Below are 19,917 nucleotides of genomic sequence, written 5' to 3' on the forward strand. Positions count from 1 at the left end.
CATCGGTCGCCGAGGCACGGCTTATGACGACCGGGGGATGGAAGGCCGACCCCGAACGGGGAAGGGGGAGCCAGGGAAGGTGGCACCCCGTTCGGGGCGGCCGGTCTACTGGCTGGGGCCGAGGGCCAGGCCGATCACCAGGCCACACGATCCGCTGATCATGATGATGAACAGGACCCCGGCATACCGACCGATGGCGCGCATCACAGGCCGTCCCGGCTGTTGCCGTTCTTGATGGCCAGGCGGGCGCTCAGTTCTTCCCGCGTGGTCGGGGCCACCACGTTGTCCGGCAGGGCATCCCACTCGACGCCACCGCCGACGGGCCTTATCTGCACCCGGGCGCCGACCTCGCCCATGACGACGCCGATACGTCCACTGGCAGTGTCCTTCGCCAGTTCACCGATGCCTGGTCTGGTCTGCTGGTTGCTCGCCATGCGGACGAGCATCCTGCGGCTCATCAGGACGTCGGAACCTCCGACAAACCCCACTTCGGGACGTCCCGCGTCGGGTAGAACGTCCCTAGTGCCGTCCCCAGGTGTTAGGAGAGATTGGGATGCCGAACGAGAGGTTACGTGCTGCCATGGCGGCCGGCGGCTGGACGTACGCCGCCCTTGCGGACAAGGTCGAAGTCGACCCCAAGTCCGTTGAGCGATGGGTCAATCTGGGGCGTACGCCGCGCCGGGCCACGGCCATGCTGGCAGCGGAAATACTAGGAGAAGACGTGCACGCTCTATGGCCCGCGCTCCGGCAGGCACGCCCTGCCCGCGCTGTCAGTCCGGAACTTGTGGCTCTCTACGATCAGCGGGCGGACATCCCCGTGTCCACCTTCGTGGACATCCTGACCCAGGCGCGCGAGCGCATCGACGTGCTGGTGTACGCCGCCGTCTTCCTGCACGAGGCGTACCCGCGGCTCAACGACTTGCTACGAGAGCGAGCGGACGACGGGTGTGCGGTCCGTATCGCGATTGGCGACCCGGACAGTACGAATGTCCAACAGCGCGGCGCGGAGGAGAGGTTCGGCCATGGGATCGAGTCCCGTTGCCGACTCGCCCTCATGCACTACCGCCCGCTTGCCGGGGTACCTGGCATCGAGGTTCGAACCCATGCCACCACGCTCTACAACTCGATCTATCGTGCGGATGACCAGGCACTGGTCAATGCCCATGTCTGGGGCGTGAACGCCTACGGTGCTCCCGTGTGGCATCTCCGGCGCAGCGGGAAGGGCGGCATGTTCGACACCTACGCCAGCAGCTTCGACGCGGTGTGGGAAACCGCGACGCCGGTACGAGAAGGGTGACCATGGCGCGAACCGAGTACTACGACGACCCAGCGGCACCGGAGCCGAACAGCCTGGTGGTCGCCGCGTCCGCCGTGGTCACCGACGACGAAGGGCGCGTACTCCTCCAGCGCCGCAGGGACAACGATCTGTGGGCGCTGCCAGGTGGCGGCATGGAAATGACCGACTCACTCCCAGGAACGGCCGTCCGCGAGGTGAAGGAAGAGACCGGACTGGACGTAGAGATCACCGGGCTCGTGGGCACGTACACCGACCCTCGCCACATCATCGCCTACTCGGACGGTGAGGTGCGCAGGCAGTTCAACGTCTGCTTCACCGCCCGCGTGGTCGGGGGCCGGCTCGCGATCTCGGACGAGTCCACGGAGCTGCGGTTCGTCAAGCCGGAGGAGATCGATCAGCTGCCGATGCACCACACGCAGCGGCTCCGGATCCGGCACTTCATGGAGCACCGTGAGCGGCCCTATCTCGGCTGACCTCGTAGGTATGATCTCCGACGATATTCAGCCCGCCCCACATGCCCCTGCGTAAGCTAGAGCCACCTTGGTAAGGCGGTATAGCGGGGGGTAGGGCAGCATGGACGACCGGCTTCGCGACTTCGCGAAGGGCTCACCCAACTTCGGCTTGCTATATCAGCACCAGCCGCTGCTCTGCTTGTACGGGGCTTCCGCCGAAGCGACCGTGTTCACGAACCCCAATTCCTCCCTGGTCCAGGCGGGCCAGTTCGGCGAGGTCCTCGCCGAGGAACTGGTCGCCCGTATCGGGATACGGATCGAGGGCGACCGGCAGATCGACCGGCTGGCCGCTCTGACCAGGGCCGGAGTCCTCGTTCCGGAGATCCGTGACGACTTCGACCGGCTGCGCCGCGACCGGAACAAGGCCGCCCACAGCCACCTCTTCGACACGGCGCGGGCCCTGGCCGCCGTACGGATCTGCTACCGGCTCGGCCTCTGGTTCCACGATGCCATCGACGGCCGGCGGACCGTCGCCGAGTTCGTGCCGCCCACGGACCCCGGTGACAGCGCTCAGATCACGGATCCGGCCGAGCTGGCCGAGCTGCGCGAGGCCCTCAACGGCCACCGCCAGGCGCTCACACAGGCCCGCATGCGGCTTGCCGAAGCCGACGACGCGCTGGAAGCCGAGCGCAGGGCGCGGGCCGAGGCCGAGAACCTGATCGCCAGCGCTGATGCCAACAAGACCGAACTGCTCGCACAGGTCGAGCAGTTGAGCGCCCAAATCGAAGAGCTGCGCGCCGCCCAGCAGGCGAAGTACGAGGCCGCTCGCAGGCAGCCGCGCACGGTCGACGCCAAGCGGCGCGAAGCGATCATCCACCGCGCCCAGCGGCCCGCCGCACTCAACGAGGTGCAGGCCCGCGAGGCCATCGACGAGATGCTGCATGCGGCGGGATGGGTCGTCCAGGACCGCGATCAGGTCAACCCGGGAGAGAACCAGGGCGTGGCTGTTCGTGAGTTCACGCTGGCTACCGGCCGCGCGGACTACGTCCTGTATGTCGACGGCAGGATCGTGGGTGTGATCGAGGCCAAGCGGGAGGGCGACCACCTCTCCAGCGCCGTGGAGCAGAACGACCGGTACGCGGCCGGTGTTCTCAAGGAGCACCGGCTCGCCGTCTGGCGGGAGACGGAGCCTTTCGCATTCCGCTACGCGACGACCGGCACCGAGACCTATTTCATTAACCGTCTCGACCCCGACGCCCGCTCCCGCGAGGTGTTCTACTTCCACCGTCCCGAGACGGTGGCCGCCTGGATGAGGCGCGCCGACAAGACGCCGGCCGCCCCTACGTTCCGAGCCGCCCTGCGCCGACTGCCCGTGCTAGAGCCGAACGGCCTGCGTCTCGCCCAGATCGATGCCATCAGCGGCCTAGAGAAGTCCCTGGGAGAGGATCGGTCGCGGGCACTGATCCAGATGGCGACTGGCGCGGGTAAGACCTTTACCGCCGTGGCACAGACCTACCGGCTGCTCAAGCACGCCAAGGCGCGCCGAGTCCTGTTCCTCGTCGACCGCAACAACCTGGGCAGGCAGGCGTACGACGAGTTCCGCAAGTTCACCACACCGGACGACGGCCGCAAGCTGTCCGATATCTACAACGTCGACCGGCTCGGGGCGGCGGGCCTCCAGGACACCTCGTCGGTGGTCATTTGCACGATCCAGAAGATGTACTCGCTGCTGCGCGGTGAGACCCTCGTCGATGATGAGCAGGCAGACGAGGCATCGGACAGTACGGCGTACGAGGACACGTACGCGACGGACCTGCCTATCGAGGTCTCCTACAACCCGAAGGTGCCAATCGAGTCCTTCGACCTGATCATCGTGGACGAGTGCCACCGCTCGATCTACGGCCTGTGGCGGGGTGTGCTGGAGTACTTCGACGCACACCTGGTCGGTCTGACTGCCACCCCCACACTCCAGACCCTCGGCTTCTTCGGCCGCAACCTGGTCTCCGAGTACACCTATCCGCAGGCCGTCGCGGACGGCGTGAACGTCGACTTCGACGTCGTACGGATGCGGACCGACCTGCGCGAGAAGGGCGCCGCGACCATCGAGTCGGGCACGACGGTGCGGGTCAAGGACCGGAAGACGCGACGGCAGCGCTACCAGGAGCTGGACGACGACTTCACCTACACGACCGGACAGATCGGCCGCTCGGTGGTGACGGTGGACGAGATCCGGGCGGTGCTCACCGCGTACCGGGACAACTGGCGGCGCTGGTTCCCCGGCCGAACCGAGCTTCCGAAGACCCTGATCTTCGCGGTCGGCGAGGACCATGCGGAAGATGTCCTCGCCCAGGTCAAGGAGGTCTTCGGGCGTGGTGACGACTTCGCGAAGAAGATCACGTACAAGAGCCGCCAGGCCGGCGAGGATCCGGACGAGCTGATCCGCGCGCTGCGGACCTCGCCCCGGATGAGGGTCGCCGTCACCGTCGACATGATCGCGACTGGTACGGACGTGAAGGCCCTGGAGTGCGTGATCTTCCTGCGCGAGGTGCGCAGCGCCGTTCTTTTCGAGCAGATGAAGGGCCGCGGCGCCCGCACTATCGACGCGACCGAGCTCCAGGAAGTTACGCCGGACGCGGACGCATCGGTCCGCAAAGATCGGTTCGTGCTCGTCGATGCGGTCGGCGTGACGGACTCCCCGCTGGTGGATGCCAAGCCGCTGGTGCCGGCGGGCGAGCGGCAGGTCTCGCTGGCCAAGCTGCTTGACAAGGCCGGTACGAAGTCGATCAGTACTGGTGAGGCCGAGATCCTGGCAGGACGACTGGCCCGGCTCAACCAGCAGCTGACGGACGAGGAACGCGAGCAACTGACGCGGGCCTCGGGTGGCCGCACCCTATCGGAGATCGCGGGCGCCATCGTGAAGGCGGTGGACCCGGACCGGCAGGAGCGTGCGCTGGAAGAAGGCGGCCAGGCGGCGGCCAGGCGGCTCGTGGAGGACGCGATCGCGCCGCTGACGGATTATCCCGATCTGCGGCGTCACATCATCGAGATCCGGCGGGACAAGGACTACGTTTTCGACGAGTTCACGGCCGTCGAGGTGACCGACGTCGATGAGATCCCGCGCGAGGAGCGAGCCCGGGAGGAGGTCGGCCGCTGGAGCCGACTTCTGAAGGACGAGCGCGACCGCATCGCCGCGGTCAGCATCGCCCTGACAAGCCCCCGGTCCGTTTCCCCTAAGGAGACGTACGCCGCGCTGAAGGAACTGGCACTGGAGATTCGACGCCCGCAGTACGCGTGGACGCCGCAGGCCCTGTGGACCTACTACGAGGACCTGGGCGCTGCGGTCCACTTTGACAACGGCCGGGAGGCGGGAGTCCCTGATTTGATCTCGCTCATCAGATACGAACTCGGGGTGGACGAGGAACTGCGTCCCTACCGTGAGACGGTGGAGGAGCGTTTCGAGGGGTGGCTGCTCAAGCAACAGCAGGCCGGGGCGGACTTCTCAGAGGAGCAGCTGTGGTGGCTGCGGTCCATACGAGACGTGGTGGCGAGCGATGTCGGGATCAGTACGGCGGAGTTCAACGCCGAGCCCTTCAAGGGAAAGGGCGGCGGGCGGGGGTTCGCGCACGCATTTCCGGGGCGGGATGTTCGGACGTTGTTGAGTGAGCTGAATCGAGAGTTGGCTTGAGCGGGTTGGGTCATTACACGGAAATTCCCCTGGGGTGGGCCCTCGTTCCCCTAGGGGATGTTTGCATTCCCGTAAATAAACTAGGGTCGGACGGGTTCCCAGGTGCGCGCTTTCGGTATATCGACATCGGCTCGGTGAGCGGCTCGGATCAGCAGATCACTTCAGCTGATTGGGTTGAATCCAAAAGTGCCCCTGGTAGGGCTCGGCAGATTGTTCAAGCCGGTGACACCGTTTATTCTACTGTTCGCCCTTACCTGCGAAAGATTGCATACGTACCAGAGCAGCTAAGCGGACACATTGCCTCTACAGGGTTCGCCGTCATTCGACCGCACGTCGAGATTAACTCTCGATACCTCTTCTATGTTGTGCAGAGTGCGTTGTTTGAGAAACAGCTCCTTCCGAAACAGCGAGGCGTAAGCTATCCGGCCGTCCGGGATGCTGACGTATTCGAAACCCATATTCCTATTCCGCCTGCTGCTGAACAGCAGCGAATCGTCGAAGCTCTCGATGACCACCTCTCTCGTCTCAATGCGGCGACCGAGGCTGTAACTAGAGCGCAGCGGCGCATTAGACCGTTCGTTGGCGCCTTGCTGGACAGGATAGCTCTCGGAGCATCTTCGGCTACTCATCTCGACCGGGACGCAGACAGTGCCAGCCAGCGGTTGCTTATTGGTCTTTCGAGTAAACGTTTCGACTATGCCTCTTTGCCGCCTCTGCCTGAGGGCTGGCTTTGGCGTCGATCCTCTGACGTCTGTGAGTTCATTAACAGTGGGTCTACGCCTAAGGCTCATTTGATGCACGCTGGAAGTGGTGATGTCCCTTTCTTGAAGGTGTACAACATCACTCAGGATGGGCAAGTTGACTTCACCAACAAACCGACCTACGTCGACCATGAGACGCACGAGAATCAGTTGAAGCGGTCGCGCGTGCGACCGGGGGACGTGCTCACGAATATTGTGGGTCCGCCCCTGGGGAAGACCGCGGTTGTTCCTGATCAACACCCTGAATGGAACATTAACCAGGCCATCGTTGCTTTTCGCGCTGGTCCTGAAGTCCTGCCGGAATGGCTGGCTCTCGTGCTTCGCTCGCCGGTAATTCTGGATATGCTAAGAAAGACAGCAAAGGCGACCGCTGGTCAGTTCAATATTGCGCTATCGACATGCCGTGAGCTGCCCTTGCCTATTCCGCCAATCGACGTGCAGCTTGACCTTGTCGTGCAGTCCGCAGGGTTGCTGGAATTCAGTGACCGTTTCGCTGCGCAGGTAACCCCCATCTCCTTGCGCGCCAAGAACCTCCGACAAGCAGTCCTAAGGCTGGCTTTCGAGGGTGGCCTCGTCCCCCAAGCCCCCACCGACGAGCCCGCTTCCGTTCTCTTGGAGCGCATCCGAGGCGAGCGCAAGGCCCAGAATGGCAAGACCAAGCGCACGACTCGCCGCCCAGGCAAGACCGTGGCCACCGCCGACGCCGCGCCGCCCGCTGCCACCGCAGCCCCCACTACCGCCATTCAGCAGGAGCTTCCGCTGTGACCTCTGCATCCCCCGCCCTGGCGCACGCGCAGACCAACGCCCTGGTCGGCAAGCTCTGGAACTACTGCAACGTCCTGCGGGACAACGGCCTGTCCACCATTGAGTACGTTGAGCAGCTCTCGTACCTGCTCTTCCTAAAGATGGCCGACGAAATCGCCTCCGACCCTTTCACTGAAGAGGAGGCAAAGACCGTTGTACCCGCCGAGTACGACTGGCAGTCACTCGCTCGTCTCAAGGGCATCGACCTCGAAGTCCATTACCGCAAAACCCTCGAGGCGCTTGCCAAGAACCCCGGCACCACCCTCGGTACGATCTTCGCGAAGGCTCAGAACAGGATCACCGAGCCTGCCCTGCTCGAAAAGCTGGTCGTCGAGCTGATCGGCAAGGAGGACTGGACGATCCAGGGGACGGACCTCAAGGGTGATGCCTACGAGGGTCTGCTTGCAAAGGGCGCGGAGGACACGAAGACTGGCGCCGGCCAGTACTTCACCCCCCGCGCGCTCATCGACGCCATGGTCGACGTGATGCAACCGGGCCCCGAGGACACGATCACCGACCCAGCCTGCGGTACCGGCGGCTTCCTGATCGCTGCGCACAGCTACATCCGTAAGCACCACATGCAGCACCTGTCACGGGAACAGCGTCTCGCGCTCGGGTCCGGCAAGATCTGGGGTAACGAGCTGGTCACTGGTACGGCCCGTCTGGCCGCGATGAACATGCTGCTGCACGGCATCGGTGACGCCGACGGCGAGTCGCTCATCACCGTTGGTGACGCCCTTGCCAACAAGCCTGAGCGCCACGCGTCGCTCATCCTCGCCAATCCGCCCTTTGGCAAGAAGTCCGCGATCACGATCGTTGGCACGGATGGTAAGGCCGAGAAGGAAGACATTTCGTACGAGCGGGACGACTTCCGCGCCACCACCACTAACAAGCAGCTCAACTTTCTCCAGCACATCATGTCGCAGCTGGAGATGAACGGCCGCGCGGCTGTTGTCCTGCCGGACAACGTGCTTTTCGAAGGTGGCGCAGGCGAGAAGGTGCGCCGCCGCCTGCTGGAAGAGTTCGATCTGCACACGATCCTTCGCCTGCCGACCGGCATCTTCTACGCGGGCGGTGTCAAGGCTAACGTCCTGTTCTTTGAGAAGAAGCCGCCCCGCAGTGGGGGAGCCCATAACACCTCGAAGCTCTGGGTCTACGACTTCCGTACCGCCAAGCACTTCACCCTCAAGCAACACCCGCTGACCCGCGCCGCGCTGGACGAGTTCGTCGAGGCGTACCTCCCCGGTAAGCCGCGCAGCGAGCGGGTGGAGTCAGAACGTTTCAAGTCCTTCGACTACGACGAGCTCATCGCCCGAGACAAGGTGAATCTCGACATCAAGTGGATGAAGGACCCGGCGCTCGACGACGCCGACAGTCTTCTCCCGCCCGAGGTGATCGCCCAGGAGATCGTCGAGGACTTGCAGGCCGCGCTGAGTGAGTTCGCGGCCATCGCGGAGGCCCTTGGTGGTGAGGTCTCGGCCGACACCGACGCGATTGAGCCAACTGAGAGTGGTTGATCCACAACTGGGTTGCCCCTCCTCCGTCCCGCCGGAATCCTGAATGCCAGACCAGCGAGACGGGGGAGTTCCATGCCGGCCGCACAGCCGCAGACACGCGAGTTCCGGGCGTTCCTAACCAACCTCGAGTACGCCCGGAAGATGATCGTTGCGGGTCAGAGCCTGGCTGCCTTCCAGTCCCCGGTCATCGACATCGGTGACTTCTACCGAGCCGCGTGGGTACAGGCCGTCAGCGCCATCGACCACTGGTTCCACGAGGAGCTGTACCGGCGGGTGGCAGAGCTGGCCGCTGAGGACAGTCCTCAGATGCCTTACCAACTGACGAAGTTCGAGCTGCCCCTGGTCAAGGTGGAGGAAGTTCGGCGCGGTACCACCACACTCGCTGACGCAGTCTCCGAGCATGTCAAGGCGAAGTGGGGCAACGCGGCACTGCAGAACCCTCGCAAGATCAGCGAGGCGCTGAAGCTGGTGACGGAAGAGGACATCTGGGCCAGGGCCGCCGTCCAGCTCAACGAGTGGAACCACGGCCGTACGTCCATGAACGCGCAGACCCTGAAGCAGAAGTACAACTCGATCACAGATCGCCGCAATAGGATCGCCCACGATGCGGACCTGCTGGACGGCGACCTCAAGCGTCGCCGCCCGATTTCCGATGCCGATGTGACCGACGCGATCGACTGGATCGAGCGCATCGCCCTTGCGATCGCCACTGTGCTTGGATGAGGCGATCTCTCAGATACCGTCATTGCGGCAACGTCACTGTTGGATTTTGACGGCAACTCTGACGGCAACGACGGCACACAGACCCGCATGATCGCCAACTTGGGCGACCGGAGCAAGATGCCGCCAGTACTCCCCAAGGCGTGCTGCCCGATCCTACGGATCAGAAGGTTGCAGGTTCGAATCCTGCCGAGTGCACAGCGAGCCGGAGGCCCCGTGGAGTGATCCACGGGGCCTCCGGCTTTCCCCTTTTTCCGCTCCGGAGTGCGGGGGTACCCGGCCGCGGGGGCCGGGTACCCGCAGCGGTCAGGCGTTGTCCGTGGTCCTGCGGCGGCGTGCGGCGAAGACGGCTCCGGCGCCGAGTGCGGCGGTGAGGGCGCTCGTGAGGGCGAGCGGCGCCATCGCTGAGGACGTACCGGTCGCGGCGAGGCTGCCGCCGACGCGGGTTCCGGTGACCACCGTCCGCTCGGTCACGCCGCCCTGCGCGGAGGGGCCCTTGTCCGTGCCGGGCTTCGTGGTCTCCGGTCGCTTGTCGTCGTTCTCGCCGGCCGGGCCGGGCTCGGCTTCCTCGGCCGGGCCGGTCTCGCTGCCGACGGGCAGGAGCTTGAAGTCGTAGCGCTTCATCGGGCCCAGGACGCAGGGGTTGTACGCGCTCTGGGCGTCACCGGCGAACAGGGCGAAGGCGTCGGTGTCCTCGGCCACGGAGCCGACCGTCATCCGCAGCTTCACGTCGTTGCGCTCGCCCGGCCCGATGCTGTCGATGTGCGCGATGTGCCCGGGCCCGTCGCCGTTGAGGGTCCGCCAGTCCGAGCCGTCGGACCACTTCACCTCCAGGGCGCTCTTCGCGTCGCGCCGTTCGCCTTCCACGTGGAAGAACACCAGGGGGTCCACGGTCAGGGCGCGGTCGGTTCCGTTGGTCACGCGCAGGGTGAAATCGACGGTGGTTCCGGCGACGACCTTGGACGGAAGTCCCACCGCGAGGGAGGTCAGCCCGTTCTCGCGGACGCACTTCTTGGCGGTGGCGAGTGCTTCCTCGGCGGCCTCCTTGGCCTTCTCGGCCTTCTCGAGGGCGACCTGGAACATGCTGTGCTCGCGTGCCGCCGCCACCCTGGCGTCGCTCAGCGCGGTGCCGGCCTTCTCGGCCTCGGCGTCGGCCTCCTGCTGGGCGGTGACCGCCTTCGTCAGTTCTTCCCGGGCGGCTTCGAGGGCCTTCTGCGCCTCGGCCTTCCCCGCGTCGTCCTGGGCCGCTTCGAGTTCCGCCTCGGCGTCCTTGACGGCCTGCTCGGCCGCCTTCGTGACGTCGGCCGCCTCCTTCGCCGTCTTGTCCGCGGCGATCATCGCGGCCCTGAGCGGGTGCGTGTCGGACTCCAGGGCCTTCAGGGTGGCCTTGGCCGCCTCCTGCCCTTCCTCCTTGGCGATGACGGCTTCCTCGTACGCCTTCTTCGCGTCGGCGGCGGCCTTGACCAGTTCCGCGTACGTCGGCTGCTGCTGCACCTGCCCCGCGGACGTCCCGGCGGCGAGGGCCGGAGCGGCGGTGAGGAGCGTGACGGGCGCGGTCACCGCGACGGCGGCGGCCACGGCGAGGGTACGGCTGAATCTCACTAGGGACCTTTCCTGGTGGGAAGCGGGAGAGAACGGCCAGCGAGAAGAAAATGCGGGCATCCTGCGTATTGTCGAGTTTATTTGACCGGGGTGGTGCGGGCCGGTGCTTTTTGCCGTACCGCGGTCCCCTCCGGGAATATTCGGCTGAAGGAAACGGGCGAATGAGGATGGTTGTTCAGGGCGCCTGAATTTATCTGTGGCGTATGTCACCCCGGCGGCCGGGGTGGGGTGGGGCCGGTCGTCAACGGGCGTGCGTTCGGGGTCGGTTCACGCCTCGGATTCTCCCTGGCGCAGGGGTCGTGGAATTCCCGGAAGGTCCAGAGGATTTGCGCGGTACCGGCTGGGGCGGCGGGGTGTTCCGGTCGGCGGGGAAGGAGTTTTTCCGGGGCGATGCCGGGGGTGGCCCTTACGTCCGCCGCGCCCGTGTACCGGGATTCCGGTCGCGCGGCACGGGTGTCACTCCGGACGCCGGGGATTCTCGTGACGCCGGAGCGCGGTGCGGAGGTGGTTGGTCAGGGCGGTGGCCGCCGCCGTGAGGAAGATGAAGGTGTAGAGGATCTGCAGGATGGTCACCAGGCGGGCCGCCTGGCCGTGCGGGGTGATGTCGCCGTAGCCGACGGTGGCGAGGGTGACCACGGTGAAGTAGAGGGCGTCGAGGCGGGTGTCGAGGCCGACGAGCTCGCCGGGGTCCTGGGCCAGGGCCAGGTAGGTGGTCGCGAAGACCAGGATGGACAGGGTCATCAGCAGGGGGATGACCAGTCCTGGACGGATGTTCGGGAGTCCGAGCAGGACGTGGACCACCTGCCTCAGCAGCAGGACGGCCACGAGCACCAGGGCGAGGACGAAGAGGGTCCAGCTCAGGGCCGGCCGGTGCGGGCCCAGACCGTCCAGGGGCAGGAGGAAGTAGGCGGTGACCATCGCCACCACACCCGCCACCCCGGCCAGTCCGGGCCAGAAGACCCTCCAGTCCGCGAACGTGCGCTCTACGCCCTGGACTCGCGGCGTGGTGCGCACAGGGCCCAGATGATGAAGCCGTCGATGACGAGGAGGGCGATCGCCCAGACCGGTGCGTAGGGCAGCCACACGAAGTTGGCGATCATGCTGAGCCCGGCCAGCGCGATGCCCACCATGCGGGCCCAGGTGGCCCCGGTGAACAGGGCGAGACCGGCGACGGTCACCAGGGCGCCGAGGATCAGGTGGATCCAGCCCCAGCCGGTGAGGCTGAACTCGTAGGTGAAGTTCCGGGTGGCGACGAAGACGTCGTCCTGGGCGATGGCGGCGATGCCCTGGAAGATCGCCATGATGCCGCCGAACGTCATCAGGACCGCCGCTGCCGCCGTCCAACTCGTCGCCCAAGGGCTCTTGGCCTCCCACCCGGCCTGATGGTGGCGCGTGCCGCTGACATTGCTCGCCATGTGTCCGACCTTTCGGCTGTCCCCGAGCGTTGCGGCCCCTCCACCAGGTTTGCACTCCGGTTCCCGCTCGGCACCTCGGCGTCCCGGTCGGTGCGGCAGTGCTCCTCCGGGTAGTCGGTCGCGACCGTGTTCGCGCGGCGGAACCAGTCGTGGAGCACGGCGATCTCCTCGGGGGCGGTCGGCGAAGAGCTCGTCGACGCGGGCGTCGTGGGGGTCGTGGATCTCGCGCGTGCGGGCCGGGGCGGCCGACAGCGCTTCCACGCGGACGCGGCGGCGGTCCTCGGGGGCGGGGCGGACCGACGGCCGGACCGCGGCGCACGGGCGTTGTCAGTGGTGCCCCCTAGTGTCGTCGGAGATGGCACAGGCATGGAGATGCTCGGGGCTGCGGTGGTCGGCGGACGGTCCCGTGCTGGCGTGGGAGGGCGGCCGGCGCTCCGCGCTGACCCGGGGGAAACGGGTGGCCTTCGGGATCGGGGAAGGGGGAGAGCGGACATGCGTGGGAGCACGGGGGCACGCGTGTCCGCTCGGGGCGGCCGTTCCGGGGCGGAGCACGGGGGCGCGCTGCGAGGAGTGCGCCCGGCTGAACCGGGCGCACTCGGTGGCCGCCGACACCCTCGCGGACGATCCGCGGCCCTACCGCGTGTACCTGGCGTGGTTCGGGCCGGGAATGACCAAGGTCGGGATCACCGCGGTACGGCGGGGGCCGGCGCGGCTGCTGGAGCAGGGAGCGGTCTGCTTCAGCTGGCTGGGGACCGGGCCGCTGATGGCGGCACGGCGCACCGAGGAGCTGCTGCGCGCCGCGCTCCGCGTGCCCGACCGGATCCCCTACGCCGGCAAGCGGGCGGTACGGGCGGTCCTCCCGGACGGGGAGGAGGAGCGGGCGGCCGAGATCGCCGGGCTGCACGCGCGGGCGGTCGCCCTGGAGGGATGGCCGGAGTCGCTCACCCGTGAGCCGTTCCGGCCGGTCGATCACGTGGGGGTGTTCGGGCTGTCGGGGGTGCCGGCCGCCGTGGGGGAGGTGAGCGAGCTGGTCGCCGGGGGCGCGGTGAGCGGGGAGCTGGTGGCCGCCGCCGGTCCGGATCTGCACCTGGCGACGGGGAAGGGCGTCGTGGTGCTGGACACCCGGCTGCTGACCGGGTGGGAACTGCTCCCGGCCCCGGGACGGGAGTTCGCGGTGCCGGTCAGGGCGGTCAGGGACCGGGCTGCGGCGCAGGACGGGCTGTTCTGATCCGGGGCCCGCGGCACTCGGAACCCGTGGGACGGCCGCCGGGCGTCCACCCCGGTACTACGAGGGGGCCTCTCCCCGCGAAACACCCGCACGAGCGGCGTCACGCCGGGGGAAGCCTCCCTCACCGGACGGCGACGGAACGTGCCGGCGGCATCCCTCTGGACCCCGGTCGGGGTCGCGGGTGATCGTGGGCGGCATGAGCGCTCACCCCGGCACCCGGACCGAAGCCGACGACGTACGGAGCTTCTGGGAGGGGCTCGGGCTGCCCGGGCTCGTCGACGTGCACACGCACTTCATGCCGGAGCGGGTGCTGCACAAGGTGTGGGCCTACTTCGACGCGCTCGGGCCGCTGACCGGCGGCGTCGAGTGGCCGATCACCTACCGGGAGGAGGAGGCCGCACGGGCCGCGCTGCTGCGGGGGTTCGGCGTGCGCGGCTTCACCGCCATGCTCTACCCGCACAAGCCGGGCATGGCGCGCTGGCTGAACGGCTGGGCGGCCGACTTCGCCGCCCGCACCCCCGACTGCCTGCACACCTCCACCCTCTTCCCCGAGCCCGGGGTCGTGGATCACGTCCGGGACGCCGTCGACGGCGGCGCGCGGGTCTTCAAGGCACACGTGCAGGTGGGCGCGTACGACCCGGCCGACGAGATGCTCGACGGCGCCTGGGGACTGCTCGCCGAGGCGGGCGTACCGGTGGTGATCCACTGCGGGTCCGGGCCCGCGCCCGGCAAGCACACGGGCCCCGAGCCGATCGCCCGGGTCCTGGCCCGGCACCCCCGGCTGCGGCTGATCGTGGCGCACCTGGGGATGCCCGAGTACGAGGACTTCCTGGACCTCGCCGAGCGGTACGGCCAGGTGCGGCTGGACACCACGATGGCGTTCACCGACTTCAGCGAGCGCCTGGCGCCGTTCCCCCGGCGGGCCCTGCCCCGGCTGGCCGCCCTCGGCGACCGGATCCTGCTCGGCTCGGACTTCCCGAACATCCCCTACCCCTACCTCCACCAGCTCCACGCGCTGGAGCGGCTGGACCTCGGGGACGCCTGGCTGCGGGCGGTCTGCCACGACAACGCGGCCCGGCTCTTCGGCCTGCCCGGCTGAGCGGGGCCGCCCCGCCCGGGCTGAGAACGGCCTGTGAGTTTCTCAGGTAAAACACAGGTTGCCGAAAGGGTGTTCTCAGAGGCCCCGGACATCGTGTGCGGTATGACCACGATCTCGCCCCAGGGGCGCACCGAACTGCTGAGGCCGGACGGGAGCCCCGTCCGCGTGCTTGTGGTGGACGACGAGCAGTCGATCACCGAGCTGCTGTCCATGGCCCTGCGGTACGAAGGCTGGCAGATCCGCAGCGCCGGGGACGGCCAGGGGGCCATCCGCACCGCCCGCGAGTTCCGGCCCGACGCCGTCGTCCTGGACATGATGCTGCCGGACATGGACGGCCTGGCCATCCTCGGCCGGCTGCGCCGCGAGCTGCCGGACGTGCCCGTACTGTTCCTCACCGCCAAGGACGCCGTCGAGGACCGCATCGCCGGACTGACCGCCGGCGGCGACGACTACGTCACCAAGCCGTTCAGCCTGGAGGAGGTCGTCGCCCGGCTGCGCGGGCTGATCCGCCGCTCCGGCGCGGCCGACCGCCGCTCCGAGTCGGTGCTGGTCGTCGGCGACCTCACCCTCGACGAGGACAGCCACGAGGTCACCCGCGGCGGCGACGGCATCCACCTCACCGCCACCGAGTTCGAGCTGCTGCGCTTCCTCATGCGCAATCCGCGGCGCGTGCTCAGCAAGGCCCAGATCCTCGACCGGGTCTGGTCGTACGACTTCGGCGGGCAGGCGAACGTCGTCGAGCTGTACATCTCGTACCTGCGCCGGAAGATCGACGCGGGCCGGGAGCCGATGATCCACACCCGGCGCGGCGCCGGCTACATGATCAAGCCCGCGGTCTCGTGAGCGGACGGCGACGGCCGCGTCCGCGGCGGCGAGCGCGCACCCCGCGCACACTGCGGACGCGGCTCGTCGTCGCGTCCGTGGTGCTGATCGCGGTGGTGTGCGCGGTGATCGGTTCGGTGACCACGCTGGCACTGCGGTCGCATCTGTACGAGCAGCTCGACGGGCAGCTGCGTGAGGTGGCCATGCGCGCGGCCGGCGGGCCGGTGGGCGACCGGCCGCGCCCCGACCTGCTGAACCAGGAGGACCCCCTCGACTTCGTCGTCAAGGGGCCGCAGGGCTTCGGCACCATCGGCGCGGTCGTCGAGGACGGCACGGTGACCGAGGGGATCGTCAGCGAGTCCAGGGCGGAGAACGGCTTCACCACGCCCGAGGCCGCCGATCTCTCCGCGTCCCAGTTGGCGGCCCTCGCCGCCGTCCCGCAGGACCAGAGGCCGCACACCGTGGACATCCCGGGACTGGGCAAGTACCGGGTCACCTATGAGAGCGGCCGCAACGGTGCGTTCTACACCGCCCTGCCCACGGCGGACGTCGACAACACCATCAACACCCTGATCCTCGTCGAGATCAGCGTCACCGCCGCCGGGCTCATCGCCGCCTCCCTCGCCGGAGTCGTCATCGTCAGCGTCGCCACCCGCCCCCTCCGCAAGGTCGCCGCCACCGCCACCCGCGTCTCGGAACTGCCCCTGCACACCGGCGAGGTGAACCTCGAGGAGCGCGTCCCCGAGTCCGAGTGCGATCCGCACAGCGAGGTCGGCCGGGTCGGCGCCGCGCTGAACCGGATGCTCGACCACGTCCACGGGGCGCTGCACGCCCGCCAGGAGAGCGAGACCCGGGTACGGCAGTTCGTCGCGGACGCCAGCCATGAGCTGCGTACGCCCCTGGCCTCCATCCGGGGGTACGCCGAACTCACCCGGCGCGGCCGGGAGCAGGTCGGCCCCGACACCCGGCACGCGCTCGGACGGATCGAGTCCGAGGCGAGCCGGATGACCCTGCTCGTCGAGGACCTGCTGCTGCTCGCCCGCCTGGACGCGGGCCGGCCCCTGCAGTTCGAGGAGACCGACCTCGTACCGCTCGTCGTGGACACCGTCAGCGACGCCCGGGCCGCCGGCCAGGAGCACGTGTGGCGGCTCGAACTGCCCGACGAGCCCGCGCCGGTGTGCGCCGACGCCGCCCGGCTCCAGCAGGTGCTCGTCAACCTGCTGGGCAACGCCCGCAACCACACCCCGCCGGGCACCACCGTCACCGCGCGGGTGCGCCGCAACGGGCCCTGGCTCCGCGTCGACGTGGTCGACGACGGGCCGGGCATCCCGCCCGCACTGCTCCCGCGCATCTTCGAACGGTTCGCGCGCGGCGACTCGGCACGCACCCGGGCCACCGGTTCGACCGGTCTGGGCCTGGCCATCGTGCAGGCCGTGGCGACCGCGCACGGCGGTGCCGTGACCGTCGACAGCGTGCCCGGACACACCGCGTTCACGCTCCATCTCCCCGCCGTCGAACCGCGGTCGGCGCCCGAGCCGTACTCACAGCCACGGCACAGCGTCACCACACGGGCACGACAGGGCGTCTGAGCAGAGTCGGTTCCATGCGAACCGATTCTTCTCCCGGCACCCTGCCGGCGCGGGAGCACCTCCCGGCCGCCGGAGCGGGCACGCCGGTCCTGGACGTAGTGATCCCCGTCTACAACGAGGAGAAGGACCTCAAGCCGTGCGTCCGCAGACTGCACGAGCACCTGACCCGCACCTTCCCCTACGCCTTCCGCATCACGATCGCCGACAACGCCTCCACGGACAGCACCCCGCACGTGGCCGGCCGGCTGGCGGAGCGGCTCCCGCAGGTGCGGTCGGTGCGCCTGGAGCAGAAGGGGCGCGGCCGGGCGCTGCGGACCGTCTGGTCCGCCTCGGACGCCCCCGTCCTCGCCTACATGGACGTGGACCTGTCCACCGACCTCAACGCGCTGCTGCCGCTGGTCGCCCCGCTGATCTCCGGCCACTCCGACCTCGCCATCGGCTCCCGGCTGAGCCGCAGCTCCCGCGTCGTGCGGGGCGCCAAGCGGGAGTTCATCAGCCGCTCGTACAACCTGATCCTGCGCGGCTCGCTCCAGGCCCGCTTCTCCGACGCGCAGTGCGGGTTCAAGGCGATCCGCCGTGACGTGGCCCAGGTGCTGCTGCCGCTGGTGGAGGACAGCGGCTGGTTCTTCGACACCGAGCTGCTGGTCCTCTCCGAGCGTGCGGGGCTGCGCATCCACGAGGTGCCGGTCGACTGGGTCGACGACCCCGACTCCACCGTGCACATCGTGAGGACGGCGACCGACGACCTCAAGGGCGTCTGGCGGGTCGGCAGGGCCCTGGCCACCGGCTCGCTGCCGCTGGACCGGCTCGCCCGCCCCTTCGGCGACGACCCGCGCGACCGCACCCTTCAGGACGTGCCGCAGGGACTGGCCCGCCAGCTCGTCGGCTTCTGCGTCGTCGGCGTCCTGTCCACCCTCTTCTACCTGCTGCTCTACAGCGGCTTCCGGACCTTCACCGGCTCCCAGGCCGCCAACGGGCTCGCCCTGCTGGTCTCGGCGGTCGCCAACACCGCCGCCAACCGGCGGCTCACCTTCGGGGTGCGGGGGCGCGGCGGGGCCGTACGGCACCAGGCGCAGGGGCTGGTCGTCTTCGGCATCGGTCTCGCCCTGACCAGCGGCTCGCTCGCCGCGCTCAACACCGCCACCAGCGACCCCGCCCACTCCACCGAGCTGGCGGTCCTGGTCGCGGCCAACCTCGCGGCGACCGTGCTGCGGTTCCTGCTCTTCCGGGCGTGGGTGTTCCCGGACCGCGGCCACGGGGCCGCACCGGCACCCGCGCCCGCCCGTGGGGACGACCGTTCCTGGCAGGAGGCGACCCTGCCGCTCCAGCCGGTCCGCTCGCCGCTCCCCACCCGTCCGTCCCGCCCTTCCGACCTCGACCCGAGGGACCTTCGATGACCACGCGGTACGACCAGACGAGTCCCCCGGCGGACCCCGCCACCTGGGGACCCCCGGAGGGGGCCCGGCACGCGGCCCCCGGTACGGGCGAACCCCGCGGGCCCCTCGCCCGCAGAGCGTGGCGCGGCCGGCCCGAGGACCCCCGCTGGGTGCGCCCCGCCTTCCTCGGCCTGCTGCTGGCGACCGGGCTGCTCTACCTCTACGGCCTGAGCGCCTCCGGGTACGCCAACTCCTTCTACTCGGCGGCCGTCCAGGCGGGCAGCGAGTCCTGGAAGGCGTTCTTCTTCGGCTCGCTGGACGCGGCGAACGCCATCACCGTGGACAAGCCCCCGGCCTCGCTGTGGCCGATGGAGCTCTCGGTGCGGGTCTTCGGCCTGAACTCCTGGGCGATCCTCGTGCCCGAGGTGCTCATGGGCGTCGGCACGGTCGCCGTCGTGTACGCGGCCGTACGCCGCCGCTCCGGCCCGGCGGCCGGTCTGATCGCGGGCGCGGTCCTCGCGCTCACCCCGGTCGCGGCGCTGATGTTCCGGTTCAACAACCCGGACGCGATGCTGGCGCTGCTGATGTCCGTCGCCTGCTACCTCGTCGTCCGCGCCCTGGAGGACGGCCGTACGAAGTGGCTGGTGTGGGCCGGGGCCGCGATCGGCTTCGCGTTCCTCGCCAAGACCCTCCAGGCCTTCCTGATCCTCCCGGCCCTCGCACTGGTCTACGGCGTCTGCGCTCCCGTGCGGCTGAGGAAGCGGCTGGGCCAACTGGCCCTGGCGACCCTCGCGCTGGTCGTCTCCGGCGGCTGGTGGGTGGCGGCCGTCGAGCTGTGGCCGGCGTCGTCGCGGCCGTATGTCGGCGGCTCGCAGAACAACAGCTTCCTGGAGCTGACCTTCGGCTACAACGGCCTCGGCCGGCTCAACGGCGAGGAGACCGGAAGCGTCGGCGGCGGTGGCGGCGCGGGCGGCGGACAGTGGGGCGAGACCGGCTGGGACCGGATGTTCAACGCCGAGATCGGCGGCCAGATCTCCTGGCTGCTGCCCGCCGCGCTGATCCTGCTCGTCGCCGGCCTGGTCCTCACCCGGAAGGCCGCACGGACCGACCTCGCCCGCGCCTCGTTCCTGGTGTGGGGCGGCTCGCTGCTGATGACGATGGTGGTCTTCAGCTACATGGCCGGCATCTTCCACCAGTACTACACGGTGGCCCTCGCCCCCTACCTCGCGGCCGTGGTCGGCACGGGCGCGGCGGCCCTGTGGGAGAAGCGGCGGGCGCTCTGGGCGTCGCTCGCCCTGGCGGCCGCCGTCACGGCCACGGCCGCCTGGGGGTACGTGCTGCTCGACCGCACGCCCGACTACCTGCCGTGGCTGAAGTGGCTGGTGCTGGTCGGCGGGCTGGTCGCCGCCCTCGGGCTGGTCTTCGCGGGCAAGGTGGGGCGCCGGGTGGCGCTCGCGGCGGCGGGGCTGGGCCTGGTGGCCGCGCTGGCCGGTCCGACGGCGTACACGCTGAGCACCGTGCAGGAGGGACACACCGGTTCGATCGTCACC

The 19,917-nt window shown here is 68.7% G+C and carries 16 protein-coding genes; 12 read left to right on the top strand and 4 right to left on the bottom strand.

Features of this window, described 5'->3' with window-relative positions:
- Positions 1-203 precede the first annotated feature (203 nt).
- Complete coding sequence (locus tag B7767_RS00660) at positions 204-446, bottom strand: hypothetical protein (protein ID WP_085570348.1); 243 nt, start codon at positions 444-446, stop codon at positions 204-206.
- Between the two features lie 107 nt (positions 447-553).
- Here B7767_RS00660 and B7767_RS00665 point away from each other — a divergent pair, with 107 nt between their 5' ends.
- The 6 genes from B7767_RS00665 (at position 554) to B7767_RS00690 (ending at position 9,239) form a co-directional block, all read left to right on the top strand.
- Positions 554-1,297: a helix-turn-helix domain-containing protein gene (locus tag B7767_RS00665; RefSeq protein ID WP_085570349.1), complete on the top strand. Its 744-nt coding sequence runs from the start codon at positions 554-556 to the stop codon at positions 1,295-1,297.
- Positions 1,298-1,299: 2 nt separating this feature from the next.
- Positions 1,300-1,770: an NUDIX domain-containing protein gene (locus B7767_RS00670; protein WP_085570350.1), complete on the top strand. Its 471-nt coding sequence runs from the start codon at positions 1,300-1,302 to the stop codon at positions 1,768-1,770.
- A gap of 100 nt (positions 1,771-1,870) precedes the next feature.
- Positions 1,871-5,434: a DEAD/DEAH box helicase family protein gene (locus tag B7767_RS00675; RefSeq protein WP_085570351.1), complete on the top strand. Its 3,564-nt coding sequence runs from the start codon at positions 1,871-1,873 to the stop codon at positions 5,432-5,434.
- Positions 5,435-5,439: 5 nt separating this feature from the next.
- Positions 5,440-6,960, top strand: coding sequence for a restriction endonuclease subunit S (locus B7767_RS00680; protein ID WP_256923274.1), 1,521 nt, complete (start codon positions 5,440-5,442; stop codon positions 6,958-6,960).
- The gene (locus B7767_RS00685) at positions 6,957-8,516 is read left to right on the top strand and encodes a class I SAM-dependent DNA methyltransferase (protein WP_085570353.1); all 1,560 of its coding nucleotides are present in this window, start codon (positions 6,957-6,959) and stop codon (positions 8,514-8,516) included. The genes B7767_RS00680 and B7767_RS00685 overlap by 4 nt, the downstream gene beginning before the upstream one ends.
- Positions 8,517-8,588: 72 nt before the next feature.
- Positions 8,589-9,239, top strand: a complete 651-nt coding sequence (locus B7767_RS00690) for a HEPN domain-containing protein (protein ID WP_085570354.1) — start codon at positions 8,589-8,591, stop codon at positions 9,237-9,239.
- A gap of 303 nt (positions 9,240-9,542) precedes the next feature.
- Here the strand turns inward: B7767_RS00690 and B7767_RS00695 are convergent, their stop codons facing one another.
- The 3 genes from B7767_RS00695 to B7767_RS00705 all read right to left on the bottom strand — a co-directional run bounded on the left by B7767_RS00695 (position 9,543) and on the right by B7767_RS00705 (position 12,253).
- Positions 9,543-10,838, bottom strand: coding sequence for a hypothetical protein (locus B7767_RS00695; protein ID WP_256923275.1), 1,296 nt, complete (start codon positions 10,836-10,838; stop codon positions 9,543-9,545).
- 456 nt (positions 10,839-11,294) lie between these two features.
- Positions 11,295-11,756 carry a potassium channel family protein gene (locus tag B7767_RS00700; protein ID WP_085570361.1) on the bottom strand — a complete coding sequence of 154 codons (462 nt, stop codon included), beginning with the start codon at positions 11,754-11,756 and terminating at the stop codon, positions 11,295-11,297.
- 65 nt (positions 11,757-11,821) lie between these two features.
- Complete coding sequence (locus tag B7767_RS00705) at positions 11,822-12,253, bottom strand: hypothetical protein (RefSeq protein ID WP_085570356.1); 432 nt, start codon at positions 12,251-12,253, stop codon at positions 11,822-11,824.
- A 355-nt stretch (positions 12,254-12,608) separates the two neighbouring features.
- On the opposite strand from B7767_RS00705, the gene B7767_RS00710 reads away from it, so the two are divergent.
- From B7767_RS00710 to B7767_RS00735, 6 genes are all read left to right on the top strand, one after another.
- On the top strand, positions 12,609-13,481 hold the full coding sequence (locus B7767_RS00710) for a DUF2797 domain-containing protein (protein WP_085570362.1): 873 nt from the start codon (positions 12,609-12,611) through the stop codon (positions 13,479-13,481).
- Positions 13,482-13,677: 196 nt separating this feature from the next.
- A complete protein-coding gene (locus tag B7767_RS00715; RefSeq protein WP_085570363.1) occupies positions 13,678-14,580 on the top strand; it encodes an amidohydrolase family protein in 903 nt (300 codons plus the stop codon).
- Positions 14,581-14,682: 102 nt separating this feature from the next.
- On the top strand, positions 14,683-15,423 hold the full coding sequence (locus B7767_RS00720; protein WP_179166987.1) for a response regulator transcription factor: 741 nt from the start codon (positions 14,683-14,685) through the stop codon (positions 15,421-15,423).
- Entirely contained in the window at positions 15,420-16,991 is a 1,572-nt protein-coding gene (locus tag B7767_RS00725; RefSeq protein WP_085570358.1) for a cell wall metabolism sensor histidine kinase WalK, read from the top strand. Before B7767_RS00720 ends, B7767_RS00725 begins: the two co-directional genes overlap by 4 nt.
- Before the next feature lie 14 nt (positions 16,992-17,005).
- Entirely contained in the window at positions 17,006-18,388 is a 1,383-nt protein-coding gene (locus tag B7767_RS00730; RefSeq protein WP_085570359.1) for a bifunctional glycosyltransferase family 2/GtrA family protein, read from the top strand.
- The coding region (locus B7767_RS00735) for a glycosyltransferase family 39 protein (RefSeq protein ID WP_085570360.1) at positions 18,385-19,917 on the top strand (1,533 nt) is incomplete at its 3' end. The genes B7767_RS00730 and B7767_RS00735, both read left to right, overlap by 4 nt.

Origin of the sequence: Streptomyces sp. 13-12-16, assembly GCF_002114215.1 — a bacterium.
Classification (GTDB): domain Bacteria; phylum Actinomycetota; class Actinomycetes; order Streptomycetales; family Streptomycetaceae; genus Streptomyces.

Excerpts from the sequence above, each read along its gene's own strand:
- B7767_RS00665 (WP_085570349.1), top strand. The coding sequence starts at position 554 with ATGCCGAACGAGAGGTTACGTGCTGCCATGGCGGCCGGCGGCTGGACG.
- B7767_RS00730 (WP_085570359.1), top strand. The coding sequence starts at position 17,006 with ATGCGAACCGATTCTTCTCCCGGCACCCTGCCGGCGCGGGAGCACCTC.
- B7767_RS00660 (WP_085570348.1), bottom strand. The coding sequence starts at position 446 with ATGCTCGTCCGCATGGCGAGCAACCAGCAGACCAGACCAGGCATCGGT.
- B7767_RS00700 (WP_085570361.1), bottom strand. The coding sequence starts at position 11,756 with ATGGTCACCGCCTACTTCCTCCTGCCCCTGGACGGTCTGGGCCCGCAC.
- B7767_RS00705 (WP_085570356.1), bottom strand. The coding sequence starts at position 12,253 with ATGGCGAGCAATGTCAGCGGCACGCGCCACCATCAGGCCGGGTGGGAG.
- B7767_RS00715 (WP_085570363.1), top strand. The coding sequence starts at position 13,678 with ATGAGCGCTCACCCCGGCACCCGGACCGAAGCCGACGACGTACGGAGC.
- B7767_RS00675 (WP_085570351.1), top strand. The coding sequence starts at position 1,871 with ATGGACGACCGGCTTCGCGACTTCGCGAAGGGCTCACCCAACTTCGGC.
- B7767_RS00720 (WP_179166987.1), top strand. The coding sequence starts at position 14,683 with ATGACCACGATCTCGCCCCAGGGGCGCACCGAACTGCTGAGGCCGGAC.
- B7767_RS00690 (WP_085570354.1), top strand. The coding sequence starts at position 8,589 with ATGCCGGCCGCACAGCCGCAGACACGCGAGTTCCGGGCGTTCCTAACC.
- B7767_RS00710 (WP_085570362.1), top strand. The coding sequence starts at position 12,609 with ATGGCACAGGCATGGAGATGCTCGGGGCTGCGGTGGTCGGCGGACGGT.
- B7767_RS00670 (WP_085570350.1), top strand. The coding sequence starts at position 1,300 with ATGGCGCGAACCGAGTACTACGACGACCCAGCGGCACCGGAGCCGAAC.